Annotated in this window: 17 protein-coding genes; 10 read left to right on the top strand and 7 right to left on the bottom strand. The window is 51.7% G+C overall.

All coding sequences use genetic code 11. From position 1 onward, the window contains the following. Positions 1-83: 83 nt before the first annotated feature. The gene (ldcA, locus tag G8S19_RS09610; protein ID WP_124020937.1) at positions 84-998 is read left to right on the top strand and encodes a muramoyltetrapeptide carboxypeptidase; all 915 of its coding nucleotides are present in this window, start codon (positions 84-86) and stop codon (positions 996-998) included. Between the two features lie 97 nt (positions 999-1,095). Continuing rightward, positions 1,096-2,829, top strand: a complete 1,734-nt coding sequence (locus G8S19_RS09605; RefSeq protein ID WP_040232328.1) for a potassium/proton antiporter — start codon at positions 1,096-1,098, stop codon at positions 2,827-2,829. 105 nt (positions 2,830-2,934) lie between these two features. Here the strand turns inward: G8S19_RS09605 and dadX are convergent, their stop codons facing one another. Beyond that, positions 2,935-4,005 carry a catabolic alanine racemase DadX gene (dadX, locus tag G8S19_RS09600; RefSeq protein WP_061068048.1) on the bottom strand — a complete coding sequence of 357 codons (1,071 nt, stop codon included), beginning with the start codon at positions 4,003-4,005 and terminating at the stop codon, positions 2,935-2,937. A 12-nt stretch (positions 4,006-4,017) separates the two neighbouring features. Next, on the bottom strand, positions 4,018-5,316 hold the full coding sequence (locus G8S19_RS09595) for a D-amino acid dehydrogenase (protein WP_048211426.1): 1,299 nt from the start codon (positions 5,314-5,316) through the stop codon (positions 4,018-4,020). A gap of 322 nt (positions 5,317-5,638) precedes the next feature. Between G8S19_RS09595 and G8S19_RS09590 the strand changes: the two genes are divergently transcribed. Continuing rightward, positions 5,639-7,171 carry a SpoVR family protein gene (locus tag G8S19_RS09590; protein ID WP_124020939.1) on the top strand — a complete coding sequence of 511 codons (1,533 nt, stop codon included), beginning with the start codon at positions 5,639-5,641 and terminating at the stop codon, positions 7,169-7,171. Positions 7,172-7,273: 102 nt separating this feature from the next. Here the strand turns inward: G8S19_RS09590 and fadR are convergent, their stop codons facing one another. Next, a complete protein-coding gene (gene fadR / locus G8S19_RS09585) occupies positions 7,274-7,993 on the bottom strand; it encodes a fatty acid metabolism transcriptional regulator FadR (protein ID WP_005122254.1) in 720 nt (239 codons plus the stop codon). A gap of 237 nt (positions 7,994-8,230) precedes the next feature. Here fadR and nhaB point away from each other — a divergent pair, with 237 nt between their 5' ends. From nhaB to G8S19_RS09570, 3 genes are all read left to right on the top strand, one after another. Continuing rightward, positions 8,231-9,775 carry a Na(+)/H(+) antiporter NhaB gene (gene nhaB, locus G8S19_RS09580; protein ID WP_048211424.1) on the top strand — a complete coding sequence of 515 codons (1,545 nt, stop codon included), beginning with the start codon at positions 8,231-8,233 and terminating at the stop codon, positions 9,773-9,775. A gap of 141 nt (positions 9,776-9,916) precedes the next feature. Then, entirely contained in the window at positions 9,917-10,447 is a 531-nt protein-coding gene (dsbB, locus tag G8S19_RS09575; RefSeq protein WP_005122248.1) for a disulfide bond formation protein DsbB, read from the top strand. A gap of 109 nt (positions 10,448-10,556) precedes the next feature. Continuing rightward, entirely contained in the window at positions 10,557-10,898 is a 342-nt protein-coding gene (locus tag G8S19_RS09570) for a DUF1971 domain-containing protein (RefSeq protein ID WP_016153372.1), read from the top strand. 29 nt (positions 10,899-10,927) lie between these two features. Here G8S19_RS09570 and G8S19_RS09565 read toward each other — a convergent pair whose 3' ends face one another. The 3 genes from G8S19_RS09565 to G8S19_RS09555 form a co-directional block, all read right to left on the bottom strand. Beyond that, positions 10,928-11,374 (bottom strand): YcgN family cysteine cluster protein, encoded by a 447-nt coding sequence (locus G8S19_RS09565; protein WP_003020944.1) that lies wholly within the window; start codon positions 11,372-11,374, stop codon positions 10,928-10,930. Between the two features lie 93 nt (positions 11,375-11,467). Continuing rightward, on the bottom strand, positions 11,468-12,127 hold the full coding sequence (locus tag G8S19_RS09560; protein WP_048211422.1) for a fumarylacetoacetate hydrolase family protein: 660 nt from the start codon (positions 12,125-12,127) through the stop codon (positions 11,468-11,470). Between the two features lie 69 nt (positions 12,128-12,196). Further along, a complete protein-coding gene (locus tag G8S19_RS09555) occupies positions 12,197-12,490 on the bottom strand; it encodes a YcgL domain-containing protein (RefSeq protein ID WP_048211421.1) in 294 nt (97 codons plus the stop codon). Between the two features lie 126 nt (positions 12,491-12,616). Between G8S19_RS09555 and minC the strand changes: the two genes are divergently transcribed. The 3 genes from minC to minE are packed head-to-tail and all read left to right on the top strand — an operon-like array spanning position 12,617 to position 14,430. Continuing rightward, positions 12,617-13,324, top strand: coding sequence for a septum site-determining protein MinC (gene minC, locus G8S19_RS09550; protein WP_048211420.1), 708 nt, complete (start codon positions 12,617-12,619; stop codon positions 13,322-13,324). A 23-nt stretch (positions 13,325-13,347) separates the two neighbouring features. Next, positions 13,348-14,160, top strand: coding sequence for a septum site-determining protein MinD (minD, locus tag G8S19_RS09545; protein ID WP_003020956.1), 813 nt, complete (start codon positions 13,348-13,350; stop codon positions 14,158-14,160). A 3-nt stretch (positions 14,161-14,163) separates the two neighbouring features. Then, positions 14,164-14,430, top strand: a complete 267-nt coding sequence (gene minE, locus G8S19_RS09540) for a cell division topological specificity factor MinE (RefSeq protein WP_001185666.1) — start codon at positions 14,164-14,166, stop codon at positions 14,428-14,430. Between the two features lie 85 nt (positions 14,431-14,515). Here the strand turns inward: minE and G8S19_RS09535 are convergent, their stop codons facing one another. Further along, positions 14,516-15,433, bottom strand: coding sequence for a LysR family transcriptional regulator (locus tag G8S19_RS09535; protein WP_137345949.1), 918 nt, complete (start codon positions 15,431-15,433; stop codon positions 14,516-14,518). A 103-nt stretch (positions 15,434-15,536) separates the two neighbouring features. On the opposite strand from G8S19_RS09535, the gene G8S19_RS09530 reads away from it, so the two are divergent. After that, on the top strand, positions 15,537-16,619 hold the full coding sequence (locus G8S19_RS09530; RefSeq protein ID WP_048211418.1) for a tartrate dehydrogenase: 1,083 nt from the start codon (positions 15,537-15,539) through the stop codon (positions 16,617-16,619). Positions 16,620-16,728 lie beyond the last annotated feature (109 nt).

The raw sequence follows: 16,728 nt of genomic DNA, 5'->3' as shown, positions 1-16,728 counted from the left end.
AGCCGGAACCTGTCGCTGAGGTGACAACGACATACCTACGCGGCATGATATACATTTGGTTTTAGTTGTAGCAAGGAAATGCCATGTCCCGGTTTCACTTAATTGCCCCGTCGGGCTACTGTATTAACCAGCAGGCAGCATTACGTGGGCTTGCGCGTCTTACTGAGGCCGGTCATCAGGTCGATAACAGTGCCGTCATTACCCGCCGCTGTCAGCGTTTTGCCGGTACCGAAGCCGAGCGTCTGGCGGATGTGAACTCACTCGTTGAGCTAAAAATGCCTGATACTATTGTGATGGCGGTGCGCGGCGGCTACGGTGCGAGCCGTTTGCTGGCAGATATTGACTGGCAGGCGCTGGCCGTTCGTCAGCAACAAAACCCGTTGCTGCTGTGTGGACACAGCGATTTCACGGCCATTCAGTGTGGTCTGCTGGCTCAGAGTAATGTGATTAGCTTCAGCGGCCCGATGCTGGCGGCTAACTTCGGTGCCGAGGAAATGAACGCCTTTACCGAGCACCATTTTTGGCAGGCTTTGCGCAATGCCGAATTTACCCTCGACTGGCAAGGGCATGGCCCGGATTGCGCTACTGAAGGCACGCTGTGGGGAGGCAATCTGGCAATGCTCATTTCGCTGATGGGAACGCCGTGGATGCCCGCCATTGAGAACGGTATTCTGGTGCTGGAAGACATCAACGAGCACCCGTTTCGCATCGAGCGCATGCTGCTGCAACTTTATCATGCTGGGATCCTCGCCCGCCAGAACGCCATCATTCTCGGCAGTTTTAGCGGCAGTGCGCCTAATGATTATGATGCCGGTTACAGTCTTGATTCAGTTTGTGATTTTCTGCGCGCCAGATTATCCGTTCCACTGTTAGGCGGCCTCGATTTTGGCCACGAACAACGCACCGTCACCTTACCTTTAGGGGCCAAAGCCGTGCTGAAAAATGATAAAAACGGCAGTCAACTCACAATCTCCGGTCATCCGGTGCTTAAATCGTAAAAAAAGCCTGCCTCAGGGCTAAGTAAAACGCTGTTTCTGTCGTTATTATGTTAGGGTTTATTAATACGAAACAGCGTAATTCAGGAGTAACCGAACGTTGGATGCCGCAGCAATCATTAGCCTTTTTATTTTGGGTTCCGTTCTCGTCACCTGCAGTATCTTGCTTAGTTCATTCTCATCACGTCTTGGTATCCCGATTCTGGTGATTTTCCTCGCTATTGGCATGTTAGCGGGCGTGGACGGCGTGGGCGGTATTCCTTTTGATAACTACCCTTTTGCCTACATGGTGAGTAACCTGGCGCTGGCGGTTATTCTGCTCGACGGTGGGATGCGCACCCAGGCCAGCTCATTTCGTGTAGCGCTGGGCCCGGCGTTATCGCTGGCGACCGTGGGTGTGCTGATTACCTCTGGCCTCACCGGCATGATGGCGGCATGGCTGTTTCATCTGGATCTCATTGAAGGGCTGCTGATTGGTGCGATTGTCGGCTCAACTGATGCTGCAGCGGTCTTCTCCCTGCTCGGCGGTAAAGGACTCAACGAACGTGTGGGCTCGACGCTGGAAATTGAGTCAGGTAGCAATGACCCAATGGCCGTATTTCTGACCATTACGCTTATCGAAATGATCCAGAACCACGAGACCGGTTTAAGCTGGATGTTTGCGGTACATATTATCCAGCAGTTTGGCTTAGGTATCGCTATCGGTCTCGGCGGTGGATATCTGCTCCAGCAGATGATTAACCGTATTTCACTGCCTGCCGGGCTTTATCCACTGCTGGCCCTGAGCGGTGGGATCCTGATTTTTGCCCTGACTACCGCGCTGGAAGGTAGTGGTATTCTGGCGGTTTATCTGTGTGGTTTCCTGCTGGGTAATCGCCCGATCCGCAACCGGTTTGGTATTCTGCAAAACTTCGACGGTCTGGCCTGGCTGGCGCAAATCGCCATGTTCCTGGTGCTTGGACTGCTGGTTACGCCATCCGACCTGCTGCCTATCGCGATTCCGGCGCTGATTTTGTCCGCCTGGATGATTTTCTTCGCGCGTCCGTTGTCAGTGTTCGCCGGATTGCTGCCATTTCGTGGTTTCAATCTGCGTGAGCGCATTTTCATTAGTTGGGTGGGTTTGCGCGGCGCGGTGCCGATCATCCTCGCCGTCTTCCCAATGATGGCGGGCCTGGAAAACGCGCGCCTGTTCTTTAACGTCGCGTTCTTTGTGGTACTGATCTCGCTGCTGTTCCAGGGAACGTCGCTGTCGTGGGCCGCCAAAAAAGCCAAAGTGGTGGTCCCGCCCGTTGGCTGGCCGGTTTCTCGTATAGGTCTGGATATTCATCCGGATAATCCCTGGGAGCAGTTTGTTTATCAGCTCAGTGCGGATAAGTGGTGTGTCGGGGCTGCGCTGCGCGACCTGCATATGCCGGAAGAAACGCGAATTGCCGCCCTGTTTCGTGACAACGTGCTGTTTCACCCCTCCGGCAGCACGCGTCTGCGCGAAGGCGACGTATTGTGTGTTATTGGCCGCGAACGCGACCTGCCCGCCTTAGGTAAGCTGTTCAGCCAGTCGCCGCCAGTGTCGTTAGACCAGCGTTTCTTTGGTGATTTTATTCTTGAAGCCAGCGCGAAATATGCCGATGTGGCACTGATTTATGGCCTGGAAGATGGCACCGGGTATCGCGATAAGCAGCAAACGCTGGGTGAAATTGTCCAGCAACTATTGGGTGCTGCGCCGGTCGTCGGTGACCAGGTGGAATTTGCCGGTATGATCTGGACGGTAGCCGAGAAAGAAGATAATGCCGTGCTGAAAGTGGGTGTTCGCGTTGCTGAAGATGAGGATGAGTAACGCGGATGTTTTTTGCCGGGTGGAGGCTACGCCTTACCCGGCCTGTGAAAAGCACTGACTCCGTAGGCCTGATAAGCGCCGCGCCATCAGGCAATTCCATAAAAGTTACACCGTCACAACCGGTACGCGCAGCGCCAAAGAACACATTAATTCATAACCCACCGTGCCCGCCGCTGTCGCCACATCGTCGATTTTAATCTCTTTACCCCACAGCTCCACTGGCGTCCCGATCCCCGCCTGCGGGCACGGCGTCAGGTCTACCGCCAGCATATCCATGGATACCGTGCCGACCGTCCCGGTACGTACGCCATCCACCAGCACAGGCGTGCCGCTTGGCGCATGGCGCGGATAACCATCGGCATAGCCTGTCGCCACAATGCCAATGCGCTGCTCGCCGCTGGCGGTGTAGCGTCCACCGTAGCCCACCCGATCTCCGGCTTTCAGCGTCTGTATGCCGATTATCTCGCTGCTCAGGGTCATTACTGGTTTCAGGCCGGTATTGGCGATGTCCCGCCATTGCCCCGACGGTGATGCGCCATACAAAATAATACCCGGGCGAACCCAGTCATAATGCGCTTGTGGGTGCCACAGCGTCGCAGCCGAATTCGACAGCGAACGTCGACACTCCAGCCCTTCCGTTGCCTGCGCAATACGCGCCATCGCGTCCTTAATGCCATCCGGATGTTCAGCATCCGCAAAATGCGACATCAGCGTCATCTCACCTACGTTAGGCATTGCCCGTAACTGTTGCCAGACGGTGGCAACGCGCTCTGGTAAGAAACCCAGCCGGTTCATGCCGCTATTCACCTTGAGGTAAATATCCAGCGGCGCGTTCAGGCGGGCATTTTGCAACGCTTTGAGCTGCCAGTTACTGTGGACACAAGTGGTCAGACGATATGTGTCATACACCGTCAGGTCTTCGGCATGGAAAAAACCCTCCAGCATTAAAATCGGTCCTTTCCATCCCCGCTCCCGCAGGGTGATCGCCTCCTCGAGATTGAGCATCGCGAAACCATCGGTCGTTCCCAGTGCATTCCAGACACGTTCTATACCGTGTCCGTAGGCATTAGCTTTTACGACCGACCAGACGCGGGAGTCCGGCGCAGCCTGACGCGTAATGGTCAGGTTTTGTTTCAACGCCTGCAGGTCAATGCTGGCCAGTATCGGGCGGGTCATCTCGCGTCCTTATTAGTTATGTACGCCATGTAAATGCCGCGGGCGAGACGGAGTAAATCCCGGACTGTAACGCGCCACGCTCAGATCGTCATAAGGTATGGCAGGCGTGCGACCAGAGAGGATATCGCTCAGCAACTGACCGGATCCACACGCCATCGTCCAGCCCAATGTGCCATGACCCGTATTGAGCAGCAGATTCTTAAAGCGGGTACGCCCCACCACTGGCGTTCCGTCTGGCGTCATCGGACGCAGCCCGGTCCAGAAGGTGGCCTGTTCCACATGCCCACCGCGCGGAAAGAGATCGCGCACCACCATCTCCAGCGTTTCACGGCGTGGTTGTAGTAGCTCAGTATTAAAACCAACAATCTCTGCCATACCGCCAACACGAATACGCTCATCAAAACGGGTAATGGCGATTTTGTAGGTTTCATCAAGAATAGTGGAAACCGGCGCACCATCATCTTCTGCCACCGGAATGGTTAATGAGTAGCCCTTGAGCGGATACACCGGAATATCAACGATCCCTTTGAGCATCGCCGTGGAGTACGAGCCAAAGGCCATCACATAGGCATCGGCTTTGACTATCTCTTCTCCGCACTGAACGCCATAAATCTGCTCGCCATCGCTCAGCAGCTTATCGACCGGAGTGTTAAAACGGAATTTTACCCCCGCCTGCTCGGCCATTTGCGCCAGACGCTGGGTAAACAGCTGACAGTCACCGGTTTCGTCATTCGGTAACCGTAACCCGCCTGTCAGTTTGTGCGCGACCTCTGCCAGCGCAGGTTCGACTTCCGCCAGGCGACTTGCTTCCAGCAGTTGATAGGGTACGCCCGCATCTTCGAGCACGGCGATGTCGCGGGTGGCGTTCTCATATTGTTGAGCGGTACGGAAAAGTTGCAGGGTTCCGCCCTGACGTCCTTCATACTCGATACCGGTAGAGGCACGTAACGCTTTCAGGCAATCACGGCTGTATTCCGCCAGGCGCACCATCCGCCCCTTGTTTTCCATGTAGTGGCTGGTATCGCAGTTGCGCAGCATTTGCCACATCCATTTCAACTGGAACTGCGTCCCGTCGAGGCGTACTGCCAACGGCGCGTGGCGCTGAAACATCCATTTAATCGCTTTTAGCGGTACACCTGGGGCCGCCCACGGCGCGGCATAACCAGGGGAGATTTGCCCGGCGTTCGCCGCACTGGTTTCCAGTGCCGGCCCCGGCTCACGATCGATGACGGTGACATCGTGTCCAGCCTGACTTAAATACCAGGCGCTGGTCACGCCAACGACGCCACTTCCCAGTATGACAACTCGCATAGCCACTCCGTTAACAGTAAAAGAACAATCTTCTAATTACATCTTGATAACTCAGTTGAAAATATTATTCAACATATGGCTTTTTTATGGTGATGTATCTCACACATAGCAGTGATTGCAGGGAAGTCTCTGCTTTGGCATCTCCTGCTGTGCGTTATTTTTATCCAGCATAAAATTTTGTCACCTGGCCGTTTTTCGACGCTTCGCTGACGTGAAATCGCAAAGAAAAAATTTCTCCTGCAGCACGTTTTTTAACACCATGATCTATGCTTGAAATGAGGTACTCCAGACAGAGAGTGCCGCCAACAATGAGGGTGCGCGAATGGCTACGATTGATTCCATGAACAAGGACAGCACACGGTTAAGCGATGGACCCGACTGGACGTTTGATCTGCTGGATGTCTATCTGGCAGAGATAGACCGCGTGGCGAAACTCTACAGGCTGGATACCTACCCGCACCAAATCGAGGTGATCACCTCCGAGCAAATGATGGACGCCTATTCCAGCGTTGGGATGCCGATCAACTATCCGCACTGGTCGTTTGGTAAAAAGTTTATTGAAACCGAACGCTTGTACAAGCATGGTCAGCAGGGGCTGGCCTATGAGATTGTTATCAACTCCAATCCGTGTATCGCGTATCTGATGGAGGAGAACACCATCACCATGCAGGCACTGGTCATGGCGCATGCCTGCTATGGGCATAACTCTTTCTTCAAGAATAACTACCTGTTCCGCAGTTGGACGGACGCCAGTTCCATCGTCGATTACCTGATCTTCGCGCGAAACTACATTACCCAGTGTGAAGAGCGTTACGGCGTGGATGAAGTCGAAAAGCTTCTCGACTCCTGCCATGCGCTGATGAATTACGGCGTTGACCGTTACAAACGCCCGCAAAAAATCTCCCTACAGGAAGAGAAGGCCCGGCAGAAAAGCCGTGAAGAGTATCTGCAAAGTCAGGTGAATATGCTGTGGCGTACGTTGCCGAAGAAAGAGGAAGAGAAGACGATCTCTACCGCGCGTCGTTATCCTTCTGAGCCGCAGGAAAACCTGCTGTATTTTATGGAGAAAAACGCCCCACTGCTGGAGTCCTGGCAACGCGAAGTTCTGCGCATTGTGCGTAAGGTGAGCCAGTATTTTTATCCGCAGAAACAGACTCAGGTGATGAATGAGGGATGGGCAACTTTCTGGCACTACACCATCCTCAATCACCTTTATGATGAAGGCAAAGTCACCGAGCGCTTTATGCTGGAGTTTCTGCATAGCCATACCAACGTGGTATTCCAGCCACCGTATAACAGTCCATGGTATAGCGGGATAAACCCTTATGCGCTGGGCTTTGCTATGTTCCAGGATATCAAACGTATTTGTCAGTCGCCCACCGAGGAGGACAAATACTGGTTCCCAAATATTGCGGGTTCCGACTGGCTGGAAACGCTGCATTTCGCGATGCGTGATTTTAAAGATGAGAGCTTTATCAGCCAGTTCCTGTCACCAAAAGTGATGCGCGATTTCCGCCTGTTCACGGTGCTGGATGATGACCGCCATAATTACCTGGAAATTTCAGCGATTCACAATGAAGAGGGGTATCGCGAGATCCGTAACAGGCTGTCATCGCAATATAACCTGAGCAATCTGGAGCCGAATATTCAAATCTGGAATGTCGATCTGCGCGGCGACCGTTCGCTGACCTTGCGTTATATCCCACATAACCGCGCGCCGTTGGATAAAGGACGCAAAGAGGTGCTTAAGCATGTGCACCGGCTATGGGGTTTTGATGTGATGCTGGAGCAGCAGAATGAAGATGGCAGCATTGAGCTGCTGGAGCGTTGCCCGCCAAGGATGAACGGCCTGTAACGCTTATTGCCGGAGGCGGTGTAAATACCTTATCCGGCCTACGACGTAGACGCATTGTAGGCCGGATAAGACGCTTTGGCGTCACCATCCGGCATTGCGCGATTAGCGTCCCTGAATAGCTAAATCGCCCGGTAAATTCTTCTGCATACGGTGCCAAATCTCACCACTGTCGTGACCATAGCGGCGCACCGTTTCATAGACCAAATCATGAGCGCCCTGCTCACACAGCTCTGACAGCTTACGGTAGAAGTTCAACGCCAGGCCGCGCGCTTCCGGGTTGGCAAAGTAATGACGGCCAATACGCGTATAAAGTCCTTTCATACCGTTGAGGATCAAACCGTAAATCGGATTGCCCGATGCAAATGCCAGACCACGGAAAATGTTGTAGTCCAGATCGGCAAACGCGTCAGCATGGTCAGCAACCTGATTCGCCGTGGCCAAAACGTCCTGGGCTTTATCAGGATGTTGGCGGAATGCGGTGCGAATAAAGATCGTCGAGATGTTAGTACGCACAGACAGCAGATTATCAATCAACTGCGGAACACTTTCGTGATCGAGACGCGCCAGCGTTTCCAGGATATTCAGTCCGGAGGTTTCCCAAAAGTTATTCACTTTCGTCGGTTTGCCGTGTTGAATGGTCAACCAGCCGTCCCGCGCCAGACGCTGCAAAACTTCGCGTAACGTGGTACGTGTTACTCCAATGAGTTCGGAGAGTTCACGTTCAGCGGGCAAAATAGTGCCAGGTGGGAAGCGGTTATTCCAGATACTCTCAATGATGTACTCTTCCGCGAACCCAGCAGGGCTTTGCGCCTTAATGACCATAGTGATAATTCCATTACACAGCAAAACATAGTTACACACATCATACCAGACGGGTTTCTTAGCTGATAGCTGACGCAACGAAGAAAAAGTGGATCAAGGCTTCATTTTCCAGATAACGCTGATACGCAGTCGGTACGATAAGCCACGTGAAGAGCTTGCCTGCGTTCACTCGTGCCGCTAAGCTTTGCGGTCAAACATAAAAACATGATTTCATTTTTACAGGTAAGGGAAACTGCCATGGAGCTATCATGGGGCCGCGCTATGTGGCGCAACTTTTTAGGCCAGTCGCCGGACTGGTATAAACTTGCACTGCTCGTCTTCTTAATCATTAACCCGCTTATTTTTTTCATCAATCCCTTTATCGCGGGTTGGTTGCTGGTGGCCGAATTCATTTTTACGCTGGCAATGGCGCTTAAGTGTTATCCACTGTTGCCGGGCGGGCTGTTAGCCATCGAAGCTGTCGTCATCGGCATGACCAGCGCCACTCATGTTCGTGAAGAAGTTGCCGCCAACCTTGAAGTGCTCTTGCTGCTGATGTTTATGGTGGCGGGCATCTACTTTATGAAGCAACTGCTGCTGTTTATTTTTACCCGACTGCTGCTCAGTATTCGCTCCAAGATGCTGCTGTCGCTGGCCTTTTGTGTTGCCGCTGCCTTCCTTTCGGCGTTCCTCGACGCATTGACCGTGGTCGCGGTCGTGATCAGCGTGGCGGTCGGTTTTTACGGTATCTACCATCGCGTCGCCTCTTCCCGCCCGGGAGATAACAATTTGCTGGATGACAGCCATATCGACCAGCACAATAAAGTCGTACTGGAGCAGTTCCGCGGTTTTCTGCGCAGCCTGATGATGCACGCGGGAGTCGGCACAGCCTTAGGCGGTGTGATGACCATGGTTGGCGAACCGCAGAACCTGATTATCGCCAAAGCGGCTGGCTGGCATTTTGGTGATTTTTTCCTGCGCATGTCGCCGGTCACCGTCCCGGTGTTGATTTGCGGTCTGCTCACCTGCCTGCTGGTTGAAAAGTTACGTTGGTTTGGCTACGGTGAAACATTGCCGGAAGCTGTCCGTGGCGTTCTGCAACAGTTTGACGATGAAAGCCGGCAACAACGTACCCGCCAGGATAAAATCAAGCTGATTATTCAGGCAGTCATCGGCGTATGGCTGGTCGTCGCCCTCGCGCTGCATCTGGCAGAAGTTGGATTAATTGGCCTGTCGGTGATTATTCTGGCGACTTCGTTAACTGGCGTTACTGACGAACACGCTATTGGTAAAGCCTTCACCGAGTCGCTGCCGTTCACCGCACTGCTGACCGTGTTCTTCTCTATCGTTGCGGTGATTATCGATCAACAGCTCTTCTCGCCGATTATTCATTTTGTTTTGCAGTCTTCTGAGCATGCACAGCTGACCCTGTTCTATCTTTTCAACGGCCTGCTGTCGTCAATTTCAGACAACGTCTTTGTTGGCACAATTTACATCAACGAAGCGAAAGCGGCGCTGGAGCACGGGACGATTAGCCTGAATCAATATGAACTGTTAGCGGTGGCGATCAATACCGGGACCAACCTGCCTTCCGTGGCCACGCCAAACGGCCAGGCAGCATTCCTGTTCCTGCTGACCTCCGCGCTGGCACCGTTGATTCGCCTTTCTTATGGTCGCATGGTGTGGATGGCTCTGCCGTATACTCTCGTCCTGACGCTCGTCGGTCTGCTTTGCGTAGAGTTCACGCTGGTTCCAGTGACCGAGTGGATGACGCAAACAGGCTGGTTAGCTACACTTTCATAACAATAAACCGGGTAAATCACTGCCCGGTTTGACTTTTTGCATGATAATTATCCGATTACACAATATTTCAATTGCCGCTAGTGGCGCATAAATTGAATTGGTTTAAACTGCGGTCTCTACGCATGTTGCAGGGAAATTATTATGTTGCGATTTTTAAACCAGTGCTCCCGTGGGCGTGGAGCGTGGTTATTGCTGGCGCTAACCGCCCTGGCGTTGGAACTTGTTGCCTTGTGGTTCCAGCATGTCATGCTGCTAAAACCCTGCGTGTTGTGTATTTACGAACGTAGCGCATTATTTGGCGTGATGGGTGCTGGTCTGGTGGGCGCAATTGCCCCAAAAACGCCACTGCGTTATGTGGCAATGCTTATCTGGATTTACAGCGCCTGGCGCGGGCTTCAGTTAGCGTATGAACACACGATGATTCAGCTTCACCCGTCACCGTTCATGACCTGTGATTTTGCCGCGCGCTTCCCGAGTTGGTTACCGCTGGATAAATGGCTGCCGCAGGTATTTATGGCATCCGGTGACTGCGCTGAGCGTCAGTGGTCATTTTTAACCCTGGAGATGCCGCAGTGGCTGTTGGGGATTTTTGCCGCGTATCTGGTCGTTGCAGTGTTGGTGCTGATTGCTCAGCCCTTTAAACCGAAAAAACGTGACCTCTTCGGTCGCTAACAGAACGCTCCTTCGGGAGCGTTTTTTTTGCCATAATGTTATTGCTTGCTGGCATCTATAAGATGTATATTAAATACATCTTATAGATGCCATACAAAGGAGATGTCTTATGTCCCATTTACGCATCCCGGCAAACTGGAAAGTTAAACGCTCTACTCCCTTCTTTACGAAAGACAATGTCCCGGCCGCCCTGCTTTCTCACCACAACACAGCAGCCGGCGTTTTTGGACAACTCTGCGTGATGGAAGGCACTGTAACGTATTACGGCTTTGCCAATGAAGACGCAAAAGAACCTGAAGTTAAAGTAGTCATTAATGCCGGACAGTTCGCGACCAGCCCACCGCAGTACTGGCATCGTGTTGAATTAAGCGACGATGCGCAGTTCAACATTAATTTCTGGGTTGAAGATGACAACCATAGTGATGAGATGTATCAGGCGAAAAAGTCTTAATCCTTAACGCCTGTTAATCGATGGGCGGCTTAGTCCGCCCATGAAGGTTTGTTCAATATATGGTCCTGCCAGTCACGCACTTCTGATTCTTTCACCGCGATATGGCGTACTGAAATACGCTCACCGTGCATTGCCGCCTTTGACCCCGTCAGCAGAGGATGCCACTCCGGCAGCCCTTTACCTTCCGCGAGCAGACGATAGGCGCAGGTCATCGGCAACCATTCAAAAGTCGGCAAATTATCGCGCGTCAGCTTGATGCAGTCAGGCTCGTACTCGAATCGACGTTCGTAATTACGGCACTGACAGGTTTTGATATTGAGTTGCTTACACGCGACGTTGGTAAAGTAGATTTCGTCGGTGTCTTCATCCATCAGCTTATGCAGGCAGCATTGGCCGCACCCATCACATAATGACTCCCACTCGGCATCGGTCATTTCATCAAGGGTTTTACTTTGCCAGAAAGGTATGTCGCTCATCAGGGTATCCGCTATTTCACTAAAGCTGCACCTTATAACCAGTCTGGCACGTTGATGCAAGTTTTGCCGCCCGAAATAGGCGGCAAGCAGAGGTTACAGCACCCGGGTGGTTAGCGTCTGACCATGGAAACTGATAGCCAGCTCATCACCGCTGTGTAACGGCCCAACGCCAGCTGGCGTCCCAGTCAATACCACATCACCGGCTTTAAGCGTGAAAAATCGGCTCATGTAAGCAATCAATGGGACAATATGATGGATCATATCCGCCGTAGTGCCCTGCTGGCGGACTTCGCCATTCACCGTTAATCCGAGCTGAGTATCCTGCGGATCACCGTTAAATTCCGCTACCGGAATAAACCCCGACAGCGGGCAAGAGTTGTCAAAACCCTTCGCTTTTTCCCACGGCTGGCCCGCTTTTTTCATTTTGCCCTGAATATCACGCAGGGTCAGGTCCAGCGCCACACCATAGCCAGCGATGGCTTTGCGCACATGCTCTTCTGTCGCCTGGCGCAGGGTTGCACCGATCAGCACGGCCAGTTCAACTTCGTGATGGACGGACCCCATATCCGCCGGAATGACCAGCGGTTGGCGCAAATCACACAGCGCAGTTTCAGGCTTAATAAACAACACTGGCTCTTCCGGCGTTGCTCCCCCCATCTCTTTAATGTGGTTTGCATAATTGCTACCGACGCAAACCACTTTACTCACCGGATAATCCAGCAGAGCACCATGCCAGTTGTGATGTTGATACATTACTTTCCCCTAACGTAGTCATAGATTTCAGGTACTGCATCGATGAGACATGCTGCTGCCGGATGCAGTTTAACGTTTAGCGTCTGATGTATTTTCTTTTACCGCAGATAAATGCTGTTTGAGTAAATCTTCAGGCGGCGGTGGTATTTGTAAATAATATCCCTGCTCGGTTAGTGCCTGTTTTACTTTTTCAAGATCGGCATTAACCAGTTTTTTACGACCATCAAGCGGTAAAATCATTGCCAGCTTTGGCTGGCCAAACCCTTTCATCAGTTCTTCAGGAACACGCGAGAAATCGTCTTTTTTTTCGACATATAAATAGGTCTGGTCACGTTTGCTGCTTCGGTAGATCACACAAAACATATCTTTTACTCTGAATTCACGGAATGGTGGCTTGCCTCAATATAATACTGACTATAACATGCCTTATAGTCTTCGGAATATCACCCCGCACTGGGGATGATAAATAGCAAATTGAGTAAGGCCAGGATGTCAAACACGCCAATCGAGCTTAAAGGCAGTAGCTTCACCTTATCAGTGGTTCACTTACATGAAGCAGAACCCGAGGTTATTCGTCAGGCGTTGGAAGACAAAATCGCGCAGGCACCTGCTTTTTTAAAACATGCTCCCGTCGTAGTTAACGTGAGTGGTCTTGAAAGTCCGGTAAACTGGTCAGCGCTGCAGAAAGTTGTCGCGTCTACTGGATTGCGCATTATCGGCGTTAGCGGATGCAAAGATGCCAGACTCAAAGCTGAAATCGACGAAATGGGTCTTCCTTTACTGACAGAAGGTAAAGAAAAAGCCATTCGTTCCGCACCTGTTGAAACTCCGGCACCTGCCGTACCGCCACAAAACGTTACTCCCATCACAAAAACACGATTAATAAATGTACCGGTTCGTTCCGGTCAGCGTATTTATGCTCCACAATGTGATCTGATTGTTACAAGTCACGTCAGTGCGGGCGCAGAGCTTATCGCTGATGGCAATATTCACGTTTATGGCATGATGAGAGGCCGTGCACTGGCGGGCGCAAGCGGCGATCGGGAAGCGCAAATTTTTTGTACCCATCTGACGGCAGAACTGGTGTCTATCGCAGGTGTTTATTGGCTGAGTGATAAAATCCCAGCAGAATTTTATGGCAAAGCGGCACGTCTGCAATTGGCAGAGAACGCTTTGACAGTTCAACCGTTGAATTGATCCCTTTTTAACAAGGAATTTCTATGGCACGCATTATTGTTGTTACTTCGGGTAAAGGGGGCGTTGGCAAAACCACCTCCAGCGCGGCCATCGCTACAGGTTTGGCCCAGAAGGGAAAGAAAACTGTCGTTATTGATTTTGATATCGGCCTGCGTAACCTTGATTTGATTATGGGTTGTGAACGCCGCGTCGTTTATGACTTCGTCAACGTTATTCAGGGCGATGCGTCGTTAAATCAGGCGTTGATCAAAGATAAACGTACCGAAAATCTCTTTATTCTTCCGGCCTCACAGACTCGTGATAAAGACGCGCTGACGCGTGAAGGCGTCGCGAAAGTTCTGGACGACCTGAAAACGATGGAATTTGACTTCATCGTCTGCGACTCCCCGGCAGGTATTGAGACCGGCGCGCTGATGGCCCTGTATTTTGCCGACGAAGCCATTATTACCACCAACCCGGAAGTGTCTTCTGTACGTGACTCTGACCGTATTCTGGGTATTCTGGCGTCGAAATCTCGTCGCGCTGAAAATGGCGAAGATCCGATTAAAGAGCATCTGCTGCTTACGCGCTATAACCCTGGCCGCGTAAATAAAGGTGACATGCTCAGCATGGAAGACGTACTGGAAATTCTGCGAATCAAGCTGGTTGGTGTGATTCCTGAAGATCAGTCAGTCCTGCGCGCGTCTAACCAGGGTGAGCCGGTTATTCTCGACATCAATGCTGATGCCGGTAAAGCCTATGCTGATACCGTAGACCGTCTGTTGGGAGAAGAACGTCCTTTCCGCTTCATTGAAGAAGAGAAGAAAGGTTTCCTCAAACGCCTGTTCGGAGGATAAGTTATGGCATTACTGGATTTTTTTCTCTCGCGGAAAAAGAGCACAGCGAACATCGCTAAAGAGCGACTGCAGATTATTGTTGCGGAACGTCGTCGTAGTGACGCAGAGCCACATTATTTACCGCAACTGAGGAAAGATATTCTCGAGGTTATCTGCAAGTATGTACAAATTGATCCTGAAATGGTCACCGTACAGCTTGAACAAAAAGACGGCGATATTTCTATCCTCGAACTTAACGTGACTTTGCCTGAAGCAGAAGAGTCTAAATAGCATCTTTTGTAAATGAGTCATGGTTGAAAAAAGGCAGATTATTCTGCCTTTTTTATTTTTGATCGTAGTCCAGGCTGCGCCCCATTTATTCCAAACTGAACTTCGGGTAGTTCTCAGCAAAATAGCGACGTAAATACTCCACGGTAATACGGATTTTTGCCGATGTCGCCAGACGTGACACATAAACGGCCCAAATATTTGCTGGTTGATAATAGTCAGGCAATATATGAACCAGATGCCCACTGGCGATGTTATCGCAGACATCCCACCATGAACGTAGCGCAATCCCCTGACCATCGACACACCATTGGTGAACAACTTCGCCATGATTGGAGGAGAGCGGCCCCGTCACCTTGATCGAGTGCACGCCCTCTTTATTACGCATTTGCCAGATGCCAAATGGATGATCGCGCTCTTTAATCACCAGGCAGGGCAACGTGGACAGATCGTTCAGTTGCTTCGGTGTACCGTGCTGCGCCACAAACTCAGGTGATGCACACAATATTCGATAATTGGTCGCCAGCTTACGTGCGATCAAATTGGGTGCAATATCATCCCCGATGCGGATATCAAGATCGACACCTTCATTAACCAGATCGACTAACCGATCCTCAACGTCAAACCGCAACTCCAGCTGCGGATACTCTTTTGCCAGCGCTGACAACGCTGGAGCCACTACACGGCGACCAAAACCAAAGCTGCTGATAATACGTAACATCCCCTGCGGGATCTGCCGGACATCAGACAGCTCATCCATCATCTGATCCACATCCTGCAGGATCCGCTGAGCCCATTCGTAGATCCGCTCCCCCTCTTCCGTGATGGTTACGCGTCGTGTAGTCCGGTGCAGCAGCACTACATTCAGCGTCTGCTCCAGCAGGGCAACTCGCTTACTGATAAAAGCCGGTGAAACGCCTAACTCCTCGGCAACGGCGGCAAAACCCGCACGGCGGGCAACCAGCATAAAGACGCGTAAATCATTTAACAGCGGCAGATTATTCATGATCTGTGTTTTATGTTTCACCAGTTGGAGGGATTAACTATTAATCAGTCAATTATAGGATAAGGGGAAAGTCAATTTTGATGGCGTACAAGTGAGAGCTGCTATGAAGAAAACCTGTCGTATTGCCGCTATCCCCGGAGATGGCATTGGTAAAGAAGTCCTGCCTGAAGGCATTCATGTGTTACAAGCGGCCGCTGAGCGCTGGGGGTTGTCGCTCAGCTTTGAGCAAATGGAATGGGCCAGCTGCGAGTACTATATGCATCACGGCAAGATGATGCCCGATGACTGGCATGAACAGTTGAAATCCTTCGATGCTATCTACTTTGGTGCGGTCGGCTGGCCGGACACTGTACCGGATCACATCTCACTATGGGGCTCGTTGCTCAAGTTTCGTCGGGAGTTCGATCAATACGTCAACCTGCGTCCGGTACGCCTGTTTCCTGGTGTTCCTTGCCCACTGGCGGGTAAGAAACCTGGCGACATTGATTTCTACGTTGTACGTGAAAACACCGAAGGCGAGTATTCATCACTGGGTGGGCGCGTAAGCGAGGGTACCGAACATGAAGTGGTCATTCAGGAGTCGGTCTTCACCCGTCGCGGCGTGGATCGTATATTGCGTTACGCTTTCGAGCTGGCGCAAAACCGCCCACGTAAAACCCTGACCTCGGCGACCAAATCCAATGGCCTGGCTATCAGCATGCCTTACTGGGATGAGCGCGTTGAAGCTATGGCGGCTCACTATCCCGAGATCCGTTGGGATAAACAGCATATCGACATTCTGTGCGCCCGCTTTGTGATGCAGCCAGAGCGTTTTGACGTGGTGGTCGCCTCTAACCTGTTTGGCGACATCCTGTCCGATTTGGGACCTGCCTGCACTGGCACGATTGGCATTGCACCTTCGGCAAACTTAAATCCGGAACGAACCTTCCCATCGTTGTTCGAACCGGTCCACGGTTCGGCCCCGGATATCTACGGCAAGAATATTGCTAACCCAATTGCCACCATCTGGGCTGGTGCGATGATGCTGGATTTCCTTGGCAACGGCGATGCGAATTATCAGGCGGCCCACGATGGCATTCTGGCTGCGATTGAACAGGTTATTGCCAGCGGACCGAAAACGCCGGATATGAAAGGCAATGCCACCACTCAACAGGTAGCTGACGCTATCTGCCGGGCACTGCGTTAGAGGTCAAACCACGAAATATGAGCCGCGTCACTGACGCGGTTTTTTTATGTTTTCTGTACGTCAAATAACCTGCGTGAATTCACCTTTTATTATTTCCGTTCCGTGTTTT

The sequence above is a fragment of the Citrobacter sp. SX206 genome, assembly GCF_024181025.1.
Lineage (GTDB): Bacteria > Pseudomonadota > Gammaproteobacteria > Enterobacterales > Enterobacteriaceae > Citrobacter > Citrobacter youngae.
Note: the sequence above shows the minus strand (reverse complement) of the source record. Positions and strands in the feature narration are given on the sequence as shown.

Bases quoted from the DNA above. Each gene is read 5' to 3' on its own strand.
- ldcA (WP_124020937.1), top strand. From the start codon at position 84: ATGTCCCGGTTTCACTTAATTGCCCCGTCGGGCTACTGTATTAACCAG.
- dadX (WP_061068048.1), bottom strand. From the start codon at position 4,005: ATGACCCGCCCGATACTGGCCAGCATTGACCTGCAGGCGTTGAAACAA.
- G8S19_RS09595 (WP_048211426.1), bottom strand. From the start codon at position 5,316: ATGCGAGTTGTCATACTGGGAAGTGGCGTCGTTGGCGTGACCAGCGCC.
- G8S19_RS09590 (WP_124020939.1), top strand. From the start codon at position 5,639: ATGGCTACGATTGATTCCATGAACAAGGACAGCACACGGTTAAGCGAT.
- fadR (WP_005122254.1), bottom strand. From the start codon at position 7,993: ATGGTCATTAAGGCGCAAAGCCCTGCTGGGTTCGCGGAAGAGTACATC.
- nhaB (WP_048211424.1), top strand. From the start codon at position 8,231: ATGGAGCTATCATGGGGCCGCGCTATGTGGCGCAACTTTTTAGGCCAG.
- dsbB (WP_005122248.1), top strand. From the start codon at position 9,917: ATGTTGCGATTTTTAAACCAGTGCTCCCGTGGGCGTGGAGCGTGGTTA.
- G8S19_RS09570 (WP_016153372.1), top strand. From the start codon at position 10,557: ATGTCCCATTTACGCATCCCGGCAAACTGGAAAGTTAAACGCTCTACT.
- G8S19_RS09565 (WP_003020944.1), bottom strand. From the start codon at position 11,374: ATGAGCGACATACCTTTCTGGCAAAGTAAAACCCTTGATGAAATGACC.
- G8S19_RS09560 (WP_048211422.1), bottom strand. From the start codon at position 12,127: ATGTATCAACATCACAACTGGCATGGTGCTCTGCTGGATTATCCGGTG.
- G8S19_RS09555 (WP_048211421.1), bottom strand. From the start codon at position 12,490: ATGTTTTGTGTGATCTACCGAAGCAGCAAACGTGACCAGACCTATTTA.
- minC (WP_048211420.1), top strand. From the start codon at position 12,617: ATGTCAAACACGCCAATCGAGCTTAAAGGCAGTAGCTTCACCTTATCA.
- minD (WP_003020956.1), top strand. From the start codon at position 13,348: ATGGCACGCATTATTGTTGTTACTTCGGGTAAAGGGGGCGTTGGCAAA.
- minE (WP_001185666.1), top strand. From the start codon at position 14,164: ATGGCATTACTGGATTTTTTTCTCTCGCGGAAAAAGAGCACAGCGAAC.
- G8S19_RS09535 (WP_137345949.1), bottom strand. From the start codon at position 15,433: ATGAATAATCTGCCGCTGTTAAATGATTTACGCGTCTTTATGCTGGTT.
- G8S19_RS09530 (WP_048211418.1), top strand. From the start codon at position 15,537: ATGAAGAAAACCTGTCGTATTGCCGCTATCCCCGGAGATGGCATTGGT.